Origin of the sequence: Pseudomonas sp. HB05 (assembly GCF_016756915.1) — a bacterium.
GTDB classification, from domain to species: domain Bacteria; phylum Pseudomonadota; class Gammaproteobacteria; order Pseudomonadales; family Pseudomonadaceae; genus Aquipseudomonas; species Aquipseudomonas alvandae.
In genome coordinates, this window is sequence record NZ_JAESPG010000026.1 from 1 (window position 1) to 21,810 (window position 21,810).

Annotated in this window: 22 protein-coding genes; 14 read left to right on the top strand and 8 right to left on the bottom strand. The window is 62.8% G+C overall.

What is annotated here, in order from left to right; all coding sequences use genetic code 11:
• Positions 1-207: 207 nt before the first annotated feature.
• Positions 208-921, top strand: coding sequence for a GntR family transcriptional regulator (locus tag JMN22_RS20775; RefSeq protein WP_030140649.1), 714 nt, complete (start codon positions 208-210; stop codon positions 919-921).
• A gap of 125 nt (positions 922-1,046) precedes the next feature.
• On the opposite strand, the gene JMN22_RS20780 is transcribed toward JMN22_RS20775, so the two are convergent.
• The 3 genes from JMN22_RS20780 to JMN22_RS20790 form a co-directional block, all read right to left on the bottom strand.
• The gene (locus JMN22_RS20780) at positions 1,047-1,997 is read right to left on the bottom strand and encodes a PDR/VanB family oxidoreductase (RefSeq protein ID WP_198796392.1); all 951 of its coding nucleotides are present in this window, start codon (positions 1,995-1,997) and stop codon (positions 1,047-1,049) included.
• Positions 1,994-3,079 (bottom strand): aromatic ring-hydroxylating oxygenase subunit alpha, encoded by a 1,086-nt coding sequence (locus JMN22_RS20785; protein WP_198796393.1) that lies wholly within the window; start codon positions 3,077-3,079, stop codon positions 1,994-1,996. The genes JMN22_RS20780 and JMN22_RS20785 overlap by 4 nt, the downstream gene beginning before the upstream one ends.
• Before the next feature lie 126 nt (positions 3,080-3,205).
• Positions 3,206-4,111 carry a LysR substrate-binding domain-containing protein gene (locus JMN22_RS20790; RefSeq protein ID WP_198796394.1) on the bottom strand — a complete coding sequence of 302 codons (906 nt, stop codon included), beginning with the start codon at positions 4,109-4,111 and terminating at the stop codon, positions 3,206-3,208.
• A gap of 156 nt (positions 4,112-4,267) precedes the next feature.
• Here JMN22_RS20790 and JMN22_RS20795 point away from each other — a divergent pair, with 156 nt between their 5' ends.
• The 9 genes from JMN22_RS20795 (at position 4,268) to JMN22_RS20835 (ending at position 10,951) form a co-directional block, all read left to right on the top strand.
• A complete protein-coding gene (locus JMN22_RS20795) occupies positions 4,268-5,392 on the top strand; it encodes an NAD(P)/FAD-dependent oxidoreductase (protein WP_198796395.1) in 1,125 nt (374 codons plus the stop codon).
• Complete coding sequence (locus tag JMN22_RS20800) at positions 5,382-5,711, top strand: (2Fe-2S)-binding protein (protein WP_198796396.1); 330 nt, start codon at positions 5,382-5,384, stop codon at positions 5,709-5,711. The genes JMN22_RS20795 and JMN22_RS20800 overlap by 11 nt, the downstream gene beginning before the upstream one ends.
• Positions 5,704-7,077: an FAD/NAD(P)-dependent oxidoreductase gene (locus tag JMN22_RS20805; RefSeq protein ID WP_198796397.1), complete on the top strand. Its 1,374-nt coding sequence runs from the start codon at positions 5,704-5,706 to the stop codon at positions 7,075-7,077. The genes JMN22_RS20800 and JMN22_RS20805 overlap by 8 nt, the downstream gene beginning before the upstream one ends.
• Positions 7,074-7,424 (top strand): RidA family protein, encoded by a 351-nt coding sequence (locus tag JMN22_RS20810; RefSeq protein WP_198796398.1) that lies wholly within the window; start codon positions 7,074-7,076, stop codon positions 7,422-7,424. The genes JMN22_RS20805 and JMN22_RS20810 overlap by 4 nt, the downstream gene beginning before the upstream one ends.
• A 147-nt stretch (positions 7,425-7,571) precedes the next feature.
• The gene (locus JMN22_RS20815) at positions 7,572-8,348 is read left to right on the top strand and encodes an ABC transporter substrate-binding protein (protein WP_437127683.1); all 777 of its coding nucleotides are present in this window, start codon (positions 7,572-7,574) and stop codon (positions 8,346-8,348) included.
• A gap of 67 nt (positions 8,349-8,415) precedes the next feature.
• Positions 8,416-8,841 (top strand): GlcG/HbpS family heme-binding protein, encoded by a 426-nt coding sequence (locus JMN22_RS20820; protein ID WP_198796400.1) that lies wholly within the window; start codon positions 8,416-8,418, stop codon positions 8,839-8,841.
• 132 nt (positions 8,842-8,973) lie between these two features.
• Complete coding sequence (locus JMN22_RS20825) at positions 8,974-9,810, top strand: AraC family transcriptional regulator (protein WP_030140659.1); 837 nt, start codon at positions 8,974-8,976, stop codon at positions 9,808-9,810.
• Between the two features lie 54 nt (positions 9,811-9,864).
• Complete coding sequence (locus JMN22_RS20830) at positions 9,865-10,467, top strand: LysE family translocator (RefSeq protein WP_198796401.1); 603 nt, start codon at positions 9,865-9,867, stop codon at positions 10,465-10,467.
• 157 nt (positions 10,468-10,624) lie between these two features.
• On the top strand, positions 10,625-10,951 hold the full coding sequence (locus JMN22_RS20835; protein WP_198796402.1) for a four-helix bundle copper-binding protein: 327 nt from the start codon (positions 10,625-10,627) through the stop codon (positions 10,949-10,951).
• A gap of 64 nt (positions 10,952-11,015) precedes the next feature.
• Here JMN22_RS20835 and JMN22_RS20840 read toward each other — a convergent pair whose 3' ends face one another.
• The 3 genes from JMN22_RS20840 to JMN22_RS20850 form a co-directional block, all read right to left on the bottom strand.
• A complete protein-coding gene (locus JMN22_RS20840; protein ID WP_198796403.1) occupies positions 11,016-12,467 on the bottom strand; it encodes a DHA2 family efflux MFS transporter permease subunit in 1,452 nt (483 codons plus the stop codon).
• Between the two features lie 142 nt (positions 12,468-12,609).
• Positions 12,610-13,563 carry a class I SAM-dependent methyltransferase gene (locus tag JMN22_RS20845; protein WP_198796404.1) on the bottom strand — a complete coding sequence of 318 codons (954 nt, stop codon included), beginning with the start codon at positions 13,561-13,563 and terminating at the stop codon, positions 12,610-12,612.
• 103 nt (positions 13,564-13,666) lie between these two features.
• Positions 13,667-14,347, bottom strand: a complete 681-nt coding sequence (locus JMN22_RS20850) for a murein L,D-transpeptidase catalytic domain family protein (protein WP_198796539.1) — start codon at positions 14,345-14,347, stop codon at positions 13,667-13,669.
• A gap of 162 nt (positions 14,348-14,509) precedes the next feature.
• Between JMN22_RS20850 and JMN22_RS20855 the strand changes: the two genes are divergently transcribed.
• On the top strand, positions 14,510-16,072 hold the full coding sequence (locus tag JMN22_RS20855; protein WP_198796405.1) for a L,D-transpeptidase family protein: 1,563 nt from the start codon (positions 14,510-14,512) through the stop codon (positions 16,070-16,072).
• Here JMN22_RS20855 and JMN22_RS20860 read toward each other — a convergent pair whose 3' ends face one another.
• The gene (locus tag JMN22_RS20860; protein ID WP_198796406.1) at positions 16,073-16,705 is read right to left on the bottom strand and encodes an NAD(P)H-dependent oxidoreductase; all 633 of its coding nucleotides are present in this window, start codon (positions 16,703-16,705) and stop codon (positions 16,073-16,075) included.
• Between the two features lie 86 nt (positions 16,706-16,791).
• Here JMN22_RS20860 and JMN22_RS20865 point away from each other — a divergent pair, with 86 nt between their 5' ends.
• From JMN22_RS20865 to JMN22_RS20875, 3 genes are all read left to right on the top strand, one after another.
• On the top strand, positions 16,792-17,421 hold the full coding sequence (locus JMN22_RS20865) for a TetR/AcrR family transcriptional regulator (RefSeq protein WP_030140667.1): 630 nt from the start codon (positions 16,792-16,794) through the stop codon (positions 17,419-17,421).
• A gap of 255 nt (positions 17,422-17,676) precedes the next feature.
• Positions 17,677-19,203, top strand: a complete 1,527-nt coding sequence (locus JMN22_RS20870; RefSeq protein ID WP_198796407.1) for an alpha-amylase family glycosyl hydrolase — start codon at positions 17,677-17,679, stop codon at positions 19,201-19,203.
• 10 nt (positions 19,204-19,213) lie between these two features.
• Positions 19,214-20,821: an alpha-amylase family protein gene (locus tag JMN22_RS20875; protein WP_198796408.1), complete on the top strand. Its 1,608-nt coding sequence runs from the start codon at positions 19,214-19,216 to the stop codon at positions 20,819-20,821.
• Here the strand turns inward: JMN22_RS20875 and JMN22_RS20880 are convergent.
• Entirely contained in the window at positions 20,810-21,793 is a 984-nt protein-coding gene (locus JMN22_RS20880) for an SDR family oxidoreductase (RefSeq protein ID WP_198796409.1), read from the bottom strand. The genes JMN22_RS20875 and JMN22_RS20880 overlap by 12 nt on opposite strands.
• Positions 21,794-21,810: the final 17 nt, after the last annotated feature.

Sequence of the window (21,810 nt, forward strand, 5' to 3'; positions counted from 1 at the left end):
CGCGCCGGCACCACCGGCTGAAAGCGCTTTTTGTGGGAGCGGTCTTGCTCGCGAATGCGGTGGTTCAGTCGTTTCCATGTTCACTGACACACCGTTTTCGCGAGCAAGCCCGCTCCCACAGGTGCCTCTGCTGATTCATATAGCGCCGTGACACCCCGTTCCAGGCCTTTTACTATGGCGGCTCTCTCTTCTCTGGATATCACCTGAATGAGTAAGCCCGGCCAAACGGTGCTGGTTGCATTGCGTCGAATGATCGCTTCAGGCGAACTGGCGGCGGGCGAGCGCTTGATGGAAATCCCCACGGCGCAATTGTTCGGCGTCTCGCGCATGCCGGTGCGCATGGCGTTTCGTACCTTGGAGCAGGAAGGGCTGCTGGTGCGTTTTGGCGGGCGTGGTTTCCAGGTGCGCTCTGTCAGCGCCGAGGAGATTGCCGGAGCGGTGGAGGTGCGTGGGGTGCTTGAAGGGTTAGCCGCCCGCCAGACGGCCGAACGCGGTTTATCCGACGAGGCTCGGCGCGCGCTCGAACTGTGCCTTGTGCAAGGCGACGAACTGTTCGCCAAAGGCCATGTGACCGAAGAGGACCTGGAGGTCTATCACGACCTCAATATGCGCTTTCACCAAGTGATCGTCGAAGGCAGCCACAACCCGGCCATCGCCGACGCCCTGGCGCGCAACGACCACCTGCCATTCGCCTCCGTCACCGCCCTGGCGGTCGATCGCCAGAACATGGCCGGCGAGTACCGTCGTTTCAACTACGCCCACATGCAGCATCACTCGGTGTTCGACGCGCTGGTCAATCGCCAGGGCGCCCGTGCCGAGGCGATCATGCGCGAGCATGCCAACGCCACCCTGCGTTATGCCGAGGTGTTTGGCTCGACGCTGGCGGATGAGCGGATGAAGGTGATCCTGCGGCCTGACTAGAGGCGCAAATATCTGTGGGAGCGAGCTTGCTCGCGATGGCCGGAGGTTCAGCAATAAAGACGTTGCTGACACACCGCTATCGCGAGCAAGCTCGCTCCCACAGGGTTTTGTAGAGGGCTGCGGACTCAGAGATCCAACACCAACAACGGCGTCCGGGACCTTGAACAACACGGCGTGAACTGGTCGTTGCAAGCTTGCTCGGCTTCAGTGAGGAACATGTCCCGATGCTCCGGCACGCCTTCCAGCACTCGGGTCAGGCAGGTGCCGCAGACGCCTTGCTCGCACGAGATCGGGATTTCGACGCCATGACTTTCCAACACCTGGACCACGCTCCTGTCCGGCGGTATCTCGAAAACCTGGCCGCTGCGTGCAAGTTTCACCGAAAATCGGCCATCGGCGCTGGTGTCGGTCGGGGCTGCGGCGAAGTATTCCCGGTGCAGGTTGGGTTCCCGCCAGCCTTGGGCCTTGGCGGTGTCGAGAATGTGCTGCATGAAACCGCCGGGGCCACACACGTAGAGGTGCAGGTCGTCACTGGGCGACGCCAGGACCCGAGCGGCATCCAGCGCCGTGGCGGGGTCTTCATCGAAGTGCAGGAAAACCCGGTCGGCATAAGGCGATTGCTGCAAGCGTTCGACGAAAGCGGCGCGATCCCTGGACCGGGCGCAATAATGCAGGGCGAACGCGGCACCGCTCTGGGCCAGGTGCTCGGCCATGCACAGGATCGGCGTGATGCCGATCCCGCCGGCGAACAACAGGCTGCGCCGCGCCTCGGCGGCGAGGGTGAACAGGTTGCGCGGTTCGCTGATGAGCAGCCGCATGCCCGGCCGGATCTGCTCATGCAGGCTGCGCGAGCCGCCCCGTGAGGCGGGATCCTTGAGCACGCCGATGAGGTAGCGATGCCGTTCTTCAGGATGATTACACAGCGAATATTGGCGGATCAGCCCATCGGGCAAATGCACATCGATATGGGCGCCGGCGGTAAAGGCCGGGAGTGCCTGGCCGTCGACAGGTGTCAGCTCGTAGCTGCAGATGTCCAGGGCTTCGTCGTGCCGCGCCGCAACTTGGACTTCGATCATGGCCGTTGCTCCGCGTGTTGCGGCTGGCGCGTGCTGGCGATCAGGGCCGCTTCTTGCTCCCGCTCCCGGGCGATCCAGCGTTCCAGCACCCGGCGCGACTGCACGCCACCGGCGTCAATGTTGAGCTTGAGCAGGTTGCGTTGCGGATGGTCCAGCAGGTTGCGCTGCTGGCGTTCGAGCATCTCCAGGTCTTCGCTGAAAATCTTGCCCTGGCCTTCGCGAATGCTGGCGGTCAGCGCTTCGTCCTGGGGCTGGAAATGCCGCGCCATGCCCCAGAAGTACCAGATGGACGTCTCGGTTTCCGGGGTGATGAAGTCGACCACGATGCTCGACGCCTTGAACTGCGGCGCCGCGTGATAACCGCCTTTGCCGGCATGGGCCACACCGACTTCGATCAGCACGTGGCTGGGCGGGGTGAAGCGGCAGATCTGCCAGCGGTCCACCGGCACATCATCGGCGAGGTTGTTGCCGCGCAACGCCATGCGCCAGAACGGCGGGGCCATGATGTTTTCCATGTGCCGGGCAGTGACCACTTCGTCGCCTTCGACGGTGGTCACTGGCGGCGCCTCATCGATTTCCTTTTGCCCGATGCTTGACGCGTGCACGTAGGTTTCGTGGGTCAGGTCCATCAGGTTGTCGATCATCAGGCGATAGTCGCAGTGAATGTGGAACAGGCCGCCGCCGTACGCCCATTCGTCACTTTCCGCCCATTCCAGATGCGGGATCAGCGCCGGGTCGGCCAGTGCCTGCTCACCCGGCCAGACCCAGATAAACCCATGGCGCTCCTGCACCGCAAAGGTCTTGTTGCAGGGAAAACCGCGTACCCGCTGGCCGGGCATCTCGACAGTCCTGCCGTCACCCCCCATCACCAGGCCATGATAGCCACACACCAAATTGCCGTTTTCGACATAGCCCAGCGAGAGCGGGGCGCCACGGTGCGGGCAGAAGTCCTCGACCGCCGCGACCTTGCCTTCGTACCCTCGGTAGAAAACCATTTTCTCGCCACAGATCTGCCGCCCCAGCGGCTTCTCGGCAATTTCATCAGGCATGCAGGCGACGTACCAGGTGTTCTTGGGGTACATGAGCGGATCTCCAGGCTGGTTTTGTTTTTATCTGTGGATCCATTAACTCTCTTAACTAATTTACTTGTCAACGGTTTTGGCGGATCGTCTGATGATTGGCTGCGATCAATGGATCCATTGGTCCACCTAAAAGCGATAGGCCGCCGGCACCTGCACATCGATGAATCGCTGCATATGCGCCAAGAAGCTCGCCTGCAATTTCGACAGCGGTCCCTGGATCGGCAACAGCATGCTGAAGTCCATTTCAATCGCCGGTTCGAAGGCGCGGAAGACGATGCCATTGCCCCGGTATTCAACCGCGCTGATCGCGTCCACCAAAGCAACGCCGAGGCCTTGTTCGACGAAGGTGCACATGGGCTGGGAGAGCTGCGTTTCCAGCCGCAGCTCGCGTTCCACGCCATGGGCGGCAAAGATTGCGTCGATGTGCTGGCGAGAGCCAATGGATTGCGGGTAGGAAATGAATGGCTCGCCTTGCAGGTCTTCCGGGACGATCGTCGCGCGCTCCGCCAGGCGATGGCCGGCGGGCAGGGCGCAGAGCATCCGCGTCGCAAGCAGTCTTTCGGCGCGGGGGCTCGGGTAGGTGTTGGGCAGGACGATCAAGCCCAGGTCACAGCGTTGGCCCACCACCAGGTCCACCACTTCTCGCGATGACTGCACCATCAGGGTGATCTGCACCTGGTCATGCTCGGCCATGAACGCGGCGATAGCCCGGGGCAGGAACGACAAGCCCATGGCCGGTGCGCAGGCGATGTGCAACGAACCACGCTTCAAATTGCGGATGTCCTGGGCGGTGCGCGCGATCCGCTCGACGCCCAGCAGCGAACGCTGCACTTCCTGATACAGCGTCATGGCTTCGGCGGTGGGTTGCAGGCGCCCCTTGATGCGGTCGAACAGGCTGAAACCGATGTCTTCCTCCAAGCTGGCGATCAGCCGGGTCGCGGCGGGCTGGGAGATGTGCAGCATTTCGGCGGCGCGGGTCACCGTCTGCCCCAGGATCACTGCACGAAAGGCTTCCAGCTGGCGAAGGTTCATAGGTTTACCTATCCATAACAAAAAGACATGAGCTATCCAAAATAAAGCATTTTTCATGAGCTTGGCAGCGTCCTAGGATTTCCCTCGACGATTCACAAGGCCGAAAAATCAGCGTTTCTAATGAAACGCAGCGGCTAAATACAGCGCAGGGCAGCCATGCAAAAAACTGATGTGATCATCGTAGGCGGTGGCCTGGTGGGTATGTCCATCGCTTATGGCCTGGCCTTGCTCGGACGCCAGGTAAGCGTGCTCGACGAGGGCGACGACGCCATCCGCGCCGCCCGGGGCAACTTCGGCCTGCTTTGGGTTCAGGGCAAGGGCTACGGCATGAGCCCTTATGCGCAATGGACCCGCGAATCGGTGGCGTTGTGGCCACGCTTCGCGGCAGCGTTGCAAGCCGATACCGGGATCGATATCCATCTGCGCCAGCAGGGCGGTTTCCAGCTGTGCCTGAGCGATGCGGAAATGGCCGAGGAAGCCGCGCGCCTGGGCTGGCTGCGCGAGGCCCTTGACGGTGACTACCCCTACGAGCTGCTGGACTCGGCGCAACTGCTCAGCCGTCTGCCGGGCATCGGGCCCGATGTGGTGGGCGGTTGCTTCTCGCCCATGGACGGTCATGTGAACCCGCTGAAACTGTTGCGTTCGCTCTACGCGGCGTGCAAGTCGCGTGGTGTCAGATTGATCAACGGCTACCACGTCGACGCCATCGAACCGAATGACACGGGTTTTCAATTAAGGACAGGCGATCAGCGTTGGTCGGCCTGCCAGGTGGTCCTGGCCGCTGGCCTTGGCAATCGCGCGTTGGGTGAGCAGGTTGGATTGGATGTGCCTGTGCAGCCTAATCGCGGACAGATCCTGGTGACCGAACGCCTCAAGCCCTTCCTGCATTACCCCACCACCTATGTTCGCCAGACCGACGAAGGCACGGTGCAGTTAGGCGATTCCCATGAATCGGCCGGTTTCGACGATGGCACCGGTAGCCAGGTCATGGCCGCTATCGCCAGGCGCGCCGTGCAGTGTTTTCCGCTGCTGGGTGACGTGCATTTGGTGCGGGCCTGGGGCGCATTGCGGGTGATGAGCGCCGACGGGTTTCCGATCTACGAAATGTCCCAGGGCTGCCCGGGGCTGTCGGTGGTCAGTTGCCACAGCGGCGTGACGTTGGCCGCCGTTCATGCCCTGCGCCTGGCCCCTTGGATGGCCGGTGAATTCGATGACCCCGCCGTGAAGCCGTTCGGCCTGCACCGCTTCAATTCATCCATGGAGATGCACCATGTCGGCTGACAGCCTTTTCCGGTCTTTGGCCGTCGCGCAGCAGAACGTATCGATCGAATTCGAAGGCCAGCCGTTGAGCGTGCCGGACAAGGTGTCCCTGGCGGCGGCCTTGCTCGCCAGCGGTATCCGTCACACCCGCGAAAGCGCTATCAGCGGCAGGCCCGCCGCACCGTATTGCATGATGGGCGTGTGCTTCGAATGCCTGGTGCAGGTGGACGGCCAGGCCAACGTCCAATCCTGCCTGGTGCCCGTGCGTGCGGGCATGCGCGTGCGTCGGCAATGCGGCGCCGCAGCCTTGGTGCCGGCTGGGGAGGTGAGCGATGAGTAATGTCGCGATCGACCTGATCATCATCGGTGCCGGACCGGCCGGCATGAGCGCGGCGCTCGAGGCGCGGGCCCATGGATTGTCGGTGGCGGTGCTGGATGAGCAGGCCAGCCCCGGCGGGCAGATCTATCGCCAGGTACTTCAAGCCGATGCCGGCAGCCGTGCGGTGCTGGGCGCCGATTACAGCGCCGGAGCGAAGTTGGCGGCCGAGTTCAGCCAATGCGGAGCCCGCTACGTGCCCAACGCGGCGATCTGGCAAGTCACGCCGCAGCGTGAGGTTCACTACTTGGTCGAAGGCCGTGCGCGAATCCTGCAAGGGCGCCATCTGCTGATCGCCACGGGCGCCTTCGAACGTCCCATGCCGATCCCCGGCTGGACCTTGCCCGGCGTCATGACCGCTGGCGCGGGGCAAATTTTGCTCAAGAGCGCGGCCATGGTCCCGGCGGGACCTGTGGTCCTGGCGGGCTGCGGTCCGTTGTTGTATTTGCTGGCGGTGCAGTACTTGCGGGCGGGAATTGCTGTCGAGGCGCTCGTCGATACCAGCCAGGGACGTGATCTGCTCAAGGCCTGGCGCACCATTCCAGGTGCGATGCGAGGTTGGCGCGACTTGCTCAAGGGCGCGGGGCTGCTGGTTGAACTGAAGCGTGCCGGCATCCGCCATTTTCGCGGTGCCGGTAACCTGCGCATCGAGGGTAATGATCGCGCCAACGCCTTGAGCTTCGTCAGTGGCGGGCAGCATCACCAAGTGTCCGCCGAACTGATTTTATTGCACCAGGGCGTGGTCCCTCATACGCAGATCAGCCGGTCACTGCGCCTGGAGCATGACTGGAGCGAGTCGCAGCTGTGCTGGGCCCCGCGCCGTAATGGCGTCGGCGAAACCAGCGCCGCGGGCATTTATATCGCCGGTGACGGCGGCGCCATCGGTGGTGCGCAGGTTGCGCAGCTCGAAGGGCGTCTCGTCGCCTCTGCCATTGCCGGGCAGCGCAACCGAACGCTCCTGATTCAAAAAGCCTTGGGTCGCGCCCGCGCCGCGCGCCCTTTGATCGACGCACTTTATCGTCCCCCGGCACGGAGCTGCGTGCCGGCCGATGACGTGATGGTGTGTCGCTGTGAAGAAGTCAGCGCCGGCGATATCCGCCGTTATGTCGACCTCGGCTGTTTGGGACCCAACCAGACCAAGGCCTTCGGCCGTTGCGGCATGGGCCCGTGCCAGGGCCGCCAGTGCGGCTTGAGTGTCACCCAGATCATCGCCGCTCATCGTCGCGTGCCGCCCGCCGAGGTGGGCTACTACCGCATTCGTCCGCCCCTCAAACCGATCACGCTGGCTCAACTGGCCGGCGAAAGCCACTCACTGGAGGAACTGTCATGACCATCCAACGTATCGAAAGCAACCCGCGCCTGAGCCGCAGCGTCGTGCACAACGGCGTGGCCTGGCTCAGCGGCATCGTCGCTGCTGACTGCAGCCAGGACATTCAGGGCCAGACCCGCCAAGTGCTGCAACGGGTCGATGAATTGCTCGCCGCGTCGGGCACGGACAAACGTCGCCTGCTCAGCGTGCAGATCTGGATGAAGGACATGGGCGGCGATTTCGCCGCGATGAACGCGCTGTGGAGCGACTGGGTCGACGCTGCGAACACCCCCGCGCGGGCCACCGCGCAAGTGGCCTTCGATGACCCGCAGATCCTGCTCGAACTCATCGTCACCGCAGCGGTGTAGCACGCCGGACCGCTGTTATGCCGTTACCGGGCAAGACGACCACCAGAGCCGTCGCCCGCGCTTGTTCACGTTGCTGCTGCCATAACGGACGACTTTTCGCCGAGCGTCCGAACTCAATAACACCGCATCCGGAGCTAATGAATGAACATCAAACGCATTGCACTCAAGCTGGGCCTCGTCTCGTTGCTGGCGTTCGGCGCCAACCTGAACGCCGCGGAAAACTCGTTGCGCATCGGCATCGAAGCGGCCTATCCACCGTTCGCCTCGAAAACCCCGGACAACACCATCGTCGGTTTTGACTACGACATCGGCCAGGCCCTGTGCGCCGAAATGAAGGTACGCTGCGACTGGATAGAACAGGAGTTCGACGGCTTGATCCCGGCACTCAAGGTGAAGAAGGTCGACGCGGTGATTTCTTCCATGTCGATCACGCCGGAGCGCATGAAATCGGTCGACTTCACCAACCGTTACTACCGCATCCCGGCCCGCCTGGTGTTTCGCAAGGGCAGCGGCATCAGCGAGATTCCCTCGCAGCTCAAGGGCAAGCGGATCGGCGTGCAGCGGGCGACCAACTTTGATCGTTACGTCACCGAAAAATTTGCCCCGGCGGGCGCCGAAGTAATCCGCTATGGTTCGCAGAACGAAATCTTCCTCGACCTGCTGGGCGGCCGCCTGGACGCGACGATGGCCAGCTCGGTGGTGATCGACGAAAGCTTGCTCAAGCGCCCGGAAGGCAAGGATTTTGAATTTGTTGGCCCGAATTTCGTCGAAGAACAATACTTCGGCACGGGCATTGGCATTGCGGTGCGCAAGAACGATCCGCTGGCGAGCCGTTTCAACCAGGCCCTGGCAACCATCCGCGCCAATGGCACCTATGACCGGATTCGCCAGAAATATTTCGATTTCGATATCTACGGCGAATAATCATCGCAATGACCTGGATCCCGCGGGCGTTAGTCGGCGGGACTCATCGCACAGCACGGAGTGATTCATGAAAACCAAAGCGGTACTCACCGAGCAGGATGTTGCTCAGTTGCTGGTGGCGGCGAAGGAGCTGGCTCACCAGCGCCAATGGGCCGTATCGGTCTGCGTGGTAGACGATGGCGGGCATCCCTTGGGGCTGCTGCGCCTGGACGGTGCCTCGCCCTTATCGGCCTACATCGCCACCGAAAAAGCCCGCACCGCCGCCATGGGCCGGCGTGACAGCAAGGCCTTCGAAGACATGATCAACGGCGGCCGCCTGGCTTTCCTGAGCGCCCCGCACTTGCAAGGCATGCTCGAAGGTGGCGTGACCATCCGCCACGATGGCGAGTGCATTGGTGCCATCGGGGTTTCCGGGGTGAAGGCCGAAGAGGATGCGGAACTGGCACGGTTGGCCGTGGAGACCGTGTTGCCGGTAATTACGCCGGATGCTTGAAGGCTAGGAGGGGCTGCACCTCAATCCATTGTGGGAGCGAACACAATGCCGGAGTGAAACTGCACAAATCTTCCAGACCAGCCCATCCAAGTCGTTTAATCTCAGCCAGCCGATACATAAACGAGACAGCCCATGACCGCGCGCAACTGGATCGATCTCAAGCAGGACGCCACGTCCGGCATCGAGACCGTGCGCGCGCATTTCGAGGGGCATGCCTACGATCCGCATTGGCACGATGCCTACCTGGTGGGCGTGACGGAGCAGGGCGTGCAACAGTTCCATTGCCGAAGGCAGCAACACAACAGCACACCGGGCAAAGTGTTCCTGCTCGAACCCGGCGAACTGCATGACGGAAACGCACCCCACGAACACGGTTTCACCTACCGCACGTTGTACCTCGAACCCCACTGGCTCGAGCGCGAGCTGCGCTCCTTGTTCGATGAAGCGCCGGACAATGCCCAGCTGGGCTTTGCCGCCACCCTGAATGATGACGCGCGTCTGGCGAGCGCCACCGCCACGGCCTTCCAGAGCCTGCACGAGCAAGACATCCTGATCGTCCGCCAGACCGCCCTCGACACGCTGCTGGCGAACCTTACCCAACACTTGCACTGGCGCGCACGGATCAATCCCGACCCGCGCCTGCCGTTGGTTGCGCAGCAGGCCCGCGACTATCTGCATAGCCACCTGAGCGAAGACATCGGCCTCGACGACCTGGCGCGGGCCACCGGTGTCGATCGTTTTCGCCTGAGCCGCGCATTCAAGGCCGCTTTCGGCCTGGCGCCCCATGCTTACCTTATCCAACTGCGCCTGGCGCGGGCGCGGCGGTTGCTGGCCCGTGGTGAAAGCGCCGTGGCGGTGGCGGCCATGCTCGGCTTCGCCGACCAGAGTCACTTGGGCCGCTGGTTCCAGCGCGCCTATCGCATGAGCCCGGCGGACTACCGCAAGCGCTGCTCAATTGTTCCAGACTGACCACGCCGGCATCGGGATGATCAGCCCTACGATCATCCACCGAGAAATTGCTCCATGGACCAGTTGCTGCCGTTTGCCTTGTTTGCCTTTGTCGCCTCCATCACCCCGGGCCCGACCAATATCCTGGTGTTGAGCCACAGTTCTCGCTTTGGCCTGACGACCACCTGGCCGATCATCCTCGGTGCCTGTGCTGCCGCCGCGTTGCTGGTATTGGTGGTCGGCACCGGCTTGGGGGACGTGCTGGCCCGGCACGCGACGATCCAGACAGTGTTGTCCTGGGCCGGCATCGCCTGGCTGAGCTGGATGGCCTGGCAGATTTTCAGCGCGCCCGCCGAGGCCATTGACCCCGACAAACCGGTGGAAGGCCCCCGGCTGGGCCTGGCGGGTGCCGCCGGGTTGCAACTGGTGAACCCGAAGACCTGGATGATGGCGTTGGCGGTGGTCAGCGTATTCGCCGGCGCCGAGGCGGACCGTACCGTACGCGTGCTCTGGCTGTCCCTGGCGTTCTTCGCGATATCCATTCCTTGCATGACGGCCTGGGCCTACCTGGGGCGCGGCGCCGCGAGGTTCTGCCGTTCCGCCGTGGCGATGGGGCGGTTCAACCGCGTCATGGCGGTGTTGCTGCTGGTGTCGGCGTGGTTGACGCTGGTGATCTGATTGCCGGACGCAGGATGAACGGCAGGCGCCGGTCCAGCTGACGAAAATGTAATTTTTCTTTTGAAACCCCCGGTTCACGGGCCGAGTCGCACGCTTATACCTGCCTTGAACAGGCGGTATGCATTTTTTGAATCGACCTTCAAAAGAGGAGAGTGCCATGAACAGCCGTTATCAAGCCTGCATCGACGAATGCCTCGCCTGCGCCATGACCTGCGAGGCGTGCGCCAGCGCTTGCCTGCAAGAAGAAAACGTTCAGATGATGGCCCGTTGCATCGAGCTGGACCGTGACTGCGCCGACCTGTGCCGCCTCGCCGCAACGCTGATGCAGCGTGACAGTCGGGTGGCGACGGATCTTTGTATCGTCTGCGCGAGCATCTGTCGGGCTTGTGGTGAAGAATGCGCGAAACATGAGGCGGGCCACTGTCAGGATTGCGCCAAGGCCTGCCAGTCCTGCGCCGAAGCGTGTGAGCGGATGGCCGCCTGAGACTCGACTGGACCGGCAGCAACGACAGGCATCACTTGATGCCCGCCGTTGCCGCCCGCTGCCGTCAAGGGGCAGGGTGGGCTGCGGAGTCGACCTTCGCCTGCTGTCCCGTCGTGGTGCTTCGCAGCAGCAGGCCCGCCAGTACGGCTGCGGTCAGCGCGAACGCTGCGCCGATCAAAAACGCCATCTGATACCCGTCGTTGAGCGCAACCAGCGGCGCGAGATCGGACGCGGCCGTCTTGGTCCGGTACGCGGCAATGCTTGCCAGCACCGCCAGGCCCACGGAGCCGCCCATCATGAACGATGTATTGACGACGCCTGATGCCAGGCCGGAATCCTTGGGTTCCACGTCGCTCATCGCCGCTAGCAACATCGGATTGAACGCCATCCCCGCGCCCAACCCCAGCAGCAACATGCCCGGCAGGACATCGCCGACGAACTGGCCGTCCAGCGGCGCCCGTGCAAACAGTGCCAGGCCGATGGCGGCGAGCAGCAGGCCTGCCGCCAACGGCGTTCGTGTGCCGTAGCGCATCACCAGCCGCGCGGACAGACCCAGGGAAAAAATCGCCATGATCACGTTGGCTGGCAGGAACGCCAATCCCACTTGCATCGGCGTATAGCCCAGCACCAATTGCATGTAGAGCGCCGACAGGAAAAACCAGGCGAACATCGACGCGGCCCAGAGCACCGCTAGCAGATTGGCGGTGCGCAGGTTATGCAGGTGAAACAGGCTCATCGGGATCAAGGGATGCGCAATCCGGCGTTCAAGCAGGATGAAGCCCAGCATCAACAAGGCCGAGGCTGCCAACAGGCCCAGCGTGTGGAGGGAGGTCCAACCCCGCTCATTGCCGTTGACCACGGCGTACACGGCGATCATCAACGACAGGGTGGCGGTCACCGCGCCGGCAACATCCAATTGTCCGCTGCCTCCGGCGCGCACGGCGGGCAACAACTTGAGGGACAGCGCCAGGACGATCAGGCCGACAGGCAGGTTGACCAGGAAGATCCAATGCCAACTCAGCAGATCGGTCAGCAAACCACCCAACAGCACACCAATACTGCCGCCCGCAGCACAGACGAAACTGTACACGCCCATCGCCCGCGCGCGTTCACCGGGCTCGGTGAACAAGTCCATGATCAACGACAAGGCCACCGCCGTGACCACCGCACCGCCGAGGCCTTGAACCGCACGGGCAGTGATCAACCATGACTGCGATGGCGCCAGTCCGCAGGCCAGCGACGCGAGGGTGAACGCCGCCAATCCCAGGGTAAACAGCCGGCGGTGGCCATAGAGGTCGCCGAGGCGACCGCCGAGCAGCAGGAAGCCGCCAAAGGTCAGTAAGTAAGCATTGACGACCCAGGCCAGGTTGGTGTCGTTGAATTGCAGGTTGTCCTTGATCGAGGGCAGGGCGACGTTCACCACCGTACCGTCGAGCACGATCATCAGCACGCCCAGGCACAAGACGATCAATGCGCGCCAGCGCTGGCGCGGGTCAGAGGAATGTGAATGCGACATGGTTCTTCAATCCTTGAACAGTCCGGGTTCGAGGTTGCCGCAGGTGCAACCGGACCGGTTCACGCTGCAGACAACGTGAAACAGTCTAGTCGCGAGCAAGATCCATCAAATAGTGGAAATGTGTAATCCCGGCACGCAGTTTTCAGACGATGGCCGGGTCCTTACGCTTGAACACCATGGCCTTCAAGCCACAGGCGGGGTCTGTATCTGGAAATTCCGGAGGATTTGGCAGTCGCTCTTCGAATATCAGGCCGGGCGCTTCACGCATGACGCCGTCGATGAGGAAGTCAGGACCGGTCGCCGGGTCATTGCTACACGCCAGGACCGTACCTGCAGCGGTCAGCAGCTCCGGCAGGCGGCGCAGCACCCGCTGATAATCCTTGGTCAGCAGGAAGCTGCCTTTCTGGAACGTGGGCGGGTCGATGATGACCAGGTCATAGGGCCCACTGTTGATCACCTTGCCCCAGGATTTGAACAGATCGTGCCCTAGAAAGCTCACTTGGCCCAGGTCATGGCCGTTCAGGCGATGATTGTCGCGACCACGGCTCAGGGCTGCGCGGGACATGTCCAGGTTGACCACGTGGCGGGCACCGCCGGCGATGGCCGCCACCGAGAAGCCGCAGGTATAGGCGAACAGGTTGAGCACGCGCTTGCCTTGGGCGTGGGCGCGCACCCAGTCGCGGCCATGGCGCATATCGAGAAAGAGGCCGTTGTTCTGCTTCTTGCCCAGGTCGATCCGATAACGCAGGCCGCCTTCGGCCAGGGTCCATTCATCGATCGGTTCGCCCACCAACCATTGGGTCAGGCTGTCGGGCAGGTACCGATGTTGCACCGCGAGGGTGTGGGCACCACTGTGTTGCCAGGCGGGCGAGGCGGCGAGGGCGCGCAGCGTGGCGAACAGGTCCTCCAGTTGCGCTGGATCGGGTTCCTTGAACAGCGAGACCAACACGACGCCTTGCAGCCAGTCGACGGTGATCTGTTCCAGCCCCGGCCAGCAGCGTCCTCGGCCATGGAACAGGCGACGGGTTTCGTCGGGCGCCGATTCCAGCGCCGTCAGCAAATGGCTCTGCAATGTTTGAAGGGCTTGAGGGTTCATCAGATAAAAACGCCAGCGACTCGAAAGGCCGGCATTTTAACCACGAACCCATGCACTGCAATCCCTGTGGCGAGGGAGCTTGCTCACTCGCCACAAAGGGCTGCTAGCCCCCGCTGGTCGCGAGGATGCTCGCCACCTGCTGCGGCTGGCAATTGAGATAGGGCGAGCGCTTGAGCCACGCCGGGTCCGGGTACCAGGAAAACATGAATTGCCCGCCCTTGAGCTTGTCTATCACTTGCCGCGCCACTTGCGGACGCACGGCGGGACAGCCCTGGCTGCGGCCGATGCGCCCCTGGCGCACGCTCCAGAGCGGGTTCACGTAGTCAGCGGCGTGGATGACGATCGCCCGGTCGCGCGCCTGGTCATTGAATCCGGGTTCCAGGCCATCCATGCGCAGCGAGTAGCCGTGGGTGCCCTGGTAGCTTTCCTGGGTGCGGAACAGCCCCAGGCTCGATTGATAGCTGCCCAGTCGGTTGGAAAACTGGGTGGCGAAGTTTTCCCCGGATTTCTGCCCGTGGGCCACGAGATCACGCAGGACCAGCTTTTTCTGGCGCAGGTCGAAGATCCACAAGCGCCGGGCCGTCGAAGGTTGCGAATAGTCGATCACCGCCAGATGGCGAGCCTGTCGAGCACCGTTGGCAACTGCGCACTGCATCGCACTCAGGGCACTTTTCAGCGCTTGGGGATTGAGTTCCGGCGCGGCGTGGGCGAGGCTGTTGTAAAGCGGCTGGGCGTTGAGTTTTTCGGCCAGCACCGGGCTGCACAGGATGCCAAGGCCGGTCACGACCAGGCAGAATCGGCGCAAGAAGGCCGATACAGGTGAAGGCAGCTTGCGGTGGCGTTCGTTTGCGGCATCCCGTCCGGTTTTGTTTGTCTGCATGATGGCGGGTCGTACCTGTCGCAAAATTCACCGTCAACGAGACGGCCATGGATTGGAGTAAAGCAGTTGTTCAAAAAGTCCGCATGTTACCTGAGCCTTTTATTGCTCGTTGCGCCATTGGTCGCTACGGCCGAGGACGGCGATCCGGCCCAGGCGCAAACCACACTGGCGCAACTGTCGGTCAATTGCCCCGAATTGGCCGGTGGCGTCGACTTTCCGACGGTGATGAACCTGCAGGCGCTTTACCAGCAAAACGCAGGCCAGGCGATCTGGACGGACGACGGGCGGTTGCAGGCGTTGCAAACCCAGCTACAGCAACTGGCCGATGACGGACTCGATCCGGCCCGTTACGACCTGCCGGACGAGGGCCGTTACGCCAACGCGGCCTGTACCGACATCGCCATCAGCCAACGCTACCTGCAAGCCCTGCATGAATTGCGTTTCGGCCATCTGCCACAGAATCGCCTGGAGCCGATCTGGAAAGCCAATCCCCAGTTGCCGGACCGGCAGGCCATGGTGTTGCATTTCGCCGTGGCGGGCCTGCAAGACCCGGCAGAGGCTTTCGAGTTGGCGCGGCCGAGCCTGGCGCTTTATCGCGACCTGCGCGAACTCTACGCGAGACAACGACAGCAGCCCCTGGCGAACTGGCAATCGGTGCCCAGCGGCCCCTTGTTGCAACCGGACAAGCGCGACGCCCGCGTACCGGCCCTGGCCCGGCGCCTGTTCAACGAAGGCTACCTCAGCGTGCCGCCACTCGACGCCGATGAGCATTACAGCGCGAGCCTCGTGGAGGCGATGAAAAGCTTCCAGCTTCATCATTCACTGCAAGCCGATGGGGTCGTCGGGCCCTGGACCGTCACCGAACTGAATATCAGCCCAGCCATGCGCCGCGAGCAGTTGCGCATCAACCTGGAGCGCATGCGTTGGCTGGCCCAGGACCTGGAGCCCGATAGCGTGCTGGTCAACGTGGCGGCGGCGCAACTGACGGTCTACCAGGGCGGCGCGCCCGTGTGGCAAACCCGCACCCAGGTGGGGCGTGCCGAACGCCAGACACCCTTGATCAAATCGCGCATCACTCGCCTGACGCTCAACCCCACGTGGACCATCCCGCCGACGATCATGCGTGAAGACAAACTGCCCGAGATTCGCCGCGACCCGGAGTTTCTCGCCCGGCATAACCTCAAGGTGCTCGATCGGGATGGCTTGCCGCTGGCGGTGGAAAATATCGATTGGGAACATCCTGGCGACCTGATGCTGCGCCAGGATGCCGGTGCGAAAAACCCGCTCGGAAAATTGGTGGTCCGCTTTCCCAATCCGTTCTCAGTGTACCTGCATGACACACCCAGCCAGGCACTGTTCAGCAAGGGCCCGCGGGCGTTCAGTTCGGGCTGCGTGCGCATCGAACAAGTCATGCACCTGCGGGACCTGTTGGTGACCCCTGCCGAGCGCACCCGGACCGATACGTTGCTGGCCAGCGAGCTGACTCATGAATTCAGGCTGGCCAAGCCCCTGCCGATCCTGCTGGGTTACTGGACGGTGCAGGCGGACAGCCAGGGGCAGGCCGTGTACATCCCGGATATCTATCAACGGGATGTCGCGTTGTCCACGGCTGGCCAGCGTGCACTCTGATCAGGCGCACTCAGCGTCGACCTGCGCGTGCGAGATTTCTTCGACCCTCGGAAACAGCCGCTGGCCGAGGGCAAGCGCGGCTTGCAAATGGGCTTTCGGATCGAGGGATTCCGATTCCAGCAAGCGTTCGGAACTCATCACCCGCGCACCGCAGTAATCGAAGATGCCGTGGTCGATCTGCGTGATCATCGCCTGGTCGTAGCCATGACGTTGGAAACTGTCGGCATCGGCCCCTCCGAGCGCCACGAGATGGACCTGCAATCGCTGGAGCTTCTGGGTAAACGACTCGGCGAGCTTGTAATCAAATGCCCAACCATTGGAAAACACTCGATCAATCCAACCCTTGAGCAGCGCTGGCATCGACCACCAGTAGATCGGGTAAACCAGCACGAGCGCGTCGGCCCGGTCGATTCTCGCTTGTTCAGCCAGCACATCCGCGGGTGGCATGGCCTCGCGGCGGTGGACGGCATGGTCGGCGAGGCCAAAGCGTGGATCGAAACCTTCGGCGGCCAGGTCGGCAATCTCGAAGGTATTGGCGCGGTTGGCCTGGACGATCCCGTCGCCGATGGCCTGGGCCAGCGCATGGGTCAGGGAGCGGGGGTCATGGTGGGCAACAACGATAAGCGCGTGCATAGCGAATCTCCTTCTGGCATCACACAACGTCAAGCGAGTATGCTTGGTTAAGTTACGAACAGTAAGTTACGGTTGGTAAAGTTAGCATGTCAAGCACCGAAGAAAATTCATCGTCTTCCCCGGCGCCCCGTCGACGCCTGGCCCGCGCGGATCGCCAACGGCAATTGTTGGATGTCGCCTGGCGGCTGGTGCGCGAGGAGGGCAGCGAAGCACTGACGCTCGCCCGGCTCGCGGAACAGGCTGGCGTGACCAAGCCGATCGTCTACGATCATTTCGTCACTCGATCAGGGCTTTTAGCTGCGCTGTACCAGGATTTCGATGCGCGCCAGACGGCGCTGATGGACGCAGCGCTCGAGGCCAGCGAGCCCATTCTGGAAAGTCGTTCGCAGGTGATTGCCGATGCCTTCGTCGAGTGCGTGCTGCTTCAGGGCAGGGAAATTCCCGGCGTCAGCGCAGCCCTGAGCAGTTCACCGGAGCTGGAGCTCATCAAGCGGGAATACGAAAGGATCTTCCTGGATAAATGCCGGTCGGTACTGGAGCCGTTCGCCGGGAACGGGCGTCTTTCCCAAGCGAGCCTGCGGGCGATGCTGGGGGCGGCGGAGGCGTTGTCCGATGCGGCGGCCAATGGGGACATCAGCGCGGACGAGGCCAAGCAGGAGTTGTTCGTGACCATCGTTGCGATGGTCGAGCGGGCTGCTGGAACCTCCTCAAGCTGACCCACCGTCTTCGCGAGCAAGCTCGCTCCCACAAGGGTTCGTGTCGTTTGCACGACCTGTGGGAGCGAGCTTGCTCCGGGCGGCGATCCGACGAAGGCGGCGGCACATCCAACCAATCTCCCGCTGACTCACCCCCCATCAAAAAAAACGAACCCCAGGCGCTTTTTCCGGTTCTTAACTGATGTCCCCTGATAACAGGGGCATCAGGCGGGGCCGCGGTCTTGCCCACCAAACACTGCGATCAGAGGAGGCGACATGCCCAACTCCTTCCATTCGCCCTGGTGGAAGAACGCTGTGATCTACCAGGTTTATCCTCGCTCTTTTGCCGATGCCAACGGCGATGGCATTGGCGATCTCCCCGGATTGACTGCACGCCTGGACCATCTGCAACGGCTGCGCATCGATGCGTTGTGGTTGTCGCCTGTCTACCGCTCGCCGATGTGCGACGCGGGCTACGATATCTGCGACTACATCGACGTCGACCCGCTGTTCGGCAACCTGGCGGACCTGGATGCATTGATTGCCCAGGCCCACGAACGCGGCTTGAAGGTGCTGCTCGACTTCGTGCCCAACCACACCTCCGACCAACATCCATGGTTCATCGAATCGCGTTCCCGCCGCGACAACCCCAAGCGCGACTGGTACATCTGGCGGGACCAGCCCAACAATTGGCGGGCCTCGATCGACGGCGGCAGCGCCTGGACCTGGGACGAGATCAGCCAGCAGTACTACCTGCATTTCTTCCTGCCGCAACAACCGGATCTCAACTGGCACAACCCCGAAGTCGTCGCCGCCATGCACCAGGTGTTGCGCTTCTGGCTCGAGCGCGGCGTCGATGGGTTTCGCGTCGACGTGGTGCATTGCGTCGGCAAGGACCAGAGCTTCGCCGACGACCCGCGCTGCATGGCCGGCGAAACCATGGTCAAGATCAATGACCAGCCCTACAGCCATGAAGTGCTGCGCGGGCTGCGGCGCCTGGTGGACAGCTACCCCGGCGAGCGGGTGCTGATCGGCGAAGTGAACATCCGCTCCACGGCGCAGGTGGCGGCCTACTACGGCGCCAGTGACGAGCTGCACATGTCCTTCAACTTCCCGCCGCTGGACGCGCCCTGGGATCCGGTGGTGTTTCGCATGTGCATCCGCGAAGTGGAAAACGACCTCGGCCCCTTGCAGGCCTGGCCCACCTGGGTGCTGTCCAATCATGACAACAGTCGTCATCGCAGTCGCTACGGCGGCTCATTGCGCCGGGCCCGGGCGGCGGCGGTGATGTTGCTGACGCTGCGCGGCACGCCATTCATCTATCAGGGCGAAGAACTGGGATTGGAAGATACCCAAGTGACCGCCCAGACCCGCGTCGATCCCGGTGGACGCGATGGCAGCCGAGCACCGCTGCCTTGGACCCAGCAAGCGCCTCACGGCTGGTCGGGACAGGCGCCTTGGCTGCCTTTTGCACCCGATGCAGGCGCACTGTCCGTTGAGGCGCAAGAACGTGCCGACGATTCGGTGCTGGCGCTCTACCGCCGCTTGCTGGCCTGCCGACGCAACAGCCTGGCGCTGCGCCTGGGCGGCTGGGAAGAACTGCCGTCGCATCCGCAAGTGCTGGCTTATCGTCGCCGTTGCGAGGGCGACGAGCGCCTGGTCTGCATCAACTTTGCCGACCATGAGCAGACGTTTCCCCTGGCCGACCCCTGGCGCGTGGAAGTCGCCAGCGACGGGGTGGATGAAGGCCAGCCGTTCAGCGGTCGACTGGCCGCCGAGCAGGCATTGGTCCTGTGTCGATAAGGAGTGACCGATGAAAGCCAACTGGCACCGCAATACCTTGATCTATCAAATCGATCCTTCCTTGTTCTACGACAGCAACGGCGACGGCCGTGGCGACTTGAAGGGCATCATCCGGCAACTCGATTACCTGCAAGCGTTGGGCGTCGGTGCGCTCTGGCTGATGCCGTTGTATCGGTCACCGTTCAAGGACGCCGGCTATGACGTCAGCGATTTCATGGCGCTGGACCCGCGCTTTGGCAGCGAAGAGGATTTGCGCCAGTTGATCGTGCAGGCCGGTGAACGTGGCATCCGCGTGATCCTTGAACTGGTCGTGCAGCACACCAGCGACCAGCATCCCTGGTTCCTCCGGGCACGACGGGACAAGGGCAGCGTCTACCGGGATTACTACCTGTGGTCCGACACGCCGGTGGACGACGGCAACCAGCCAATCTTTCCCTCGGTGGAAGACAGCATCTGGCAGTGGGACGAGCAGGCAGGGCAGTACTATCGGCATCTGTTCTATCGCCACGAACCGGACCTGAACCTGGCGAACCCGCGGGTCGTCGAAGAGGTCGAGCGGGTCATGGTCCACTGGCTCGAACTCGGTATCGCCGGCTTTCGCCTCGATGCCGCTTCCCACCTGGTGGAACAGGCCGGAGGTGGCGATGAAGAGCAGGGTGTCTGGGTGCTGGATCGGTTGTTCAAGTGCATGACCGAGATCAATCCCGAAGGGGTGCTAATGGGCGAAGTGGACGTCGAGCCGGAGCGCTACAGCCATTATTTCGGCAGCGGGGAGCGCCTGGGCCTGGTGCTGGATTTCTGGGTCAACAATCACCTGTTCCTGGCCCTGGCCCGCGGCGAAGCCGAACCCCTGCAACGGGCGATCACCCGGCGGCCCGCACCACCGGACGGCGCGAATTACGCGGTGTGGCTGCGCAACCATGACGAGCTCGACCTGGAGCGCCTGAGCGAGCAGGAGCGCGAAGAGGTGATGCAGGCCTTCGCTCCGGAGCCGGACATGCGCTTGTATGGCCGAGGTATTCGCCGACGCCTGGCGCCAATGCTCGACGGTGACGTGCGTCGCCAGGCATTGGCCCAGGCGTTGTTGCTGTCGCTGCCCGGCACGCCGATCGTGCGCTACGGCGAAGAAATTGGCATGGGCGACGACCTGTCCCGCCCGGAGCGTCTGTCGGTGCGCACGCCCATGCAATGGAATGACCAGGCCAACGGCGGATTTTCCTCGGCCCGACGGCCGATCGTCCCGGTGATCGATGAAGGGCGGTTTGCCTACACGCATTTGAACGTTGCAGGCCAACTGAAAGACCCCGAATCGTTGTTGAGCCGGGCACGTCAATTGTTGCGGGCCCGCGCGGACCTGAAGGAAGTTGGCGACGGCAAGGCGCAACTGCTGACGGTCGACCATCCGGCGGTATTCGCCATCGCCCATGCCTGCGAGGCCACCTCGATCATGCTGGCGAACCTCGGCAAGGACGCGGTCACGGTACGGTTGCGGGAAATGGACCTGGAGGGTTTCGAGGAAGTGTTGTCCGACAGTCCGTATCCGGCCACGAAGCAATCGGGCCTGACCTTGCACGGATACGGTTATCGGTGGTTCCGCCGCGTCGGCTCAAAACAATAGCAGCACGACTGACAGCAAACCGCCGGTGGCGAGCAGCAGCGCCGATACCTGGGTCGAACTCAGGGCCAACGCGGAATCCCGTGAGCGGCCGCTGAACCGCCCACGGGTACGATGCAAAGGCTCCTGCGGTTCGAACAGGTTATCCGGGCGCTGAGGGTCGTCATCCTCGTTGGTCATCTGTCCTGAATAGGCGTTACGGGCCAGCAAGCGATCAAGCAGTCCCGGCATCAGGCAAGTGCCGATGATGGCCTTGAGCGAGGCCGCACCCAGCCACAATTCCCTGGGCGTACGCTTGACCACGCTGAATATTGCCCGGGCGGCCACGTCCGGGTCATGAATCGGCGGCACCGGTTGCACACGCTTGCCCAACTTGTTGCGCGCCCAATCGAACTGCGGTGTGTTGATCGCAGGCAGTTGCACCATGCAGACCTTGATATCGCTGTGCTCGTGAAGCAGTTCGCAGCGCAAGGAATCAGTGAAGCCTCGCACCGCGAACTTGGCCCCGCAATAGGCCGCCTGCAACGGAATGGCGCGATAGGCCAGCGCCGAACCGACCTGGATAATCACCCCACGATTGCGCGGTCCCATCAGGTCCAGCGCCGCGAGGGTGCCGTGGACGGTACCCAAGTAAGTCACCTCGGTCACCCTGCGGATTTCCTCGGCATTCAACTGGCGGATGGGCGAAAACACCGTGACCATCGCGCAGTTGACCCACACACCGACCGGTCCCAGTTCCCGCTCCATTCGTTGAGCCGCATCGAATAGCGCTTCGGCGTCAGCGACATCGACGCTGATCCCCAGGCACGTCGCACCCAATTGATCCAGTTCTTCCGCCGTGGCCGCCAATGCTTGTTCGCCCCGGGCCAACAAGCCGACCCGGTAGCCCGCGACAGCGAATCGGTGTGCGGTGGCACGCCCGACGCCGGCGGTGGAACCACAGATCACCACGACAGGTGGGTTTCGCTCATCCATTGTGCTTGCTCCGCAGC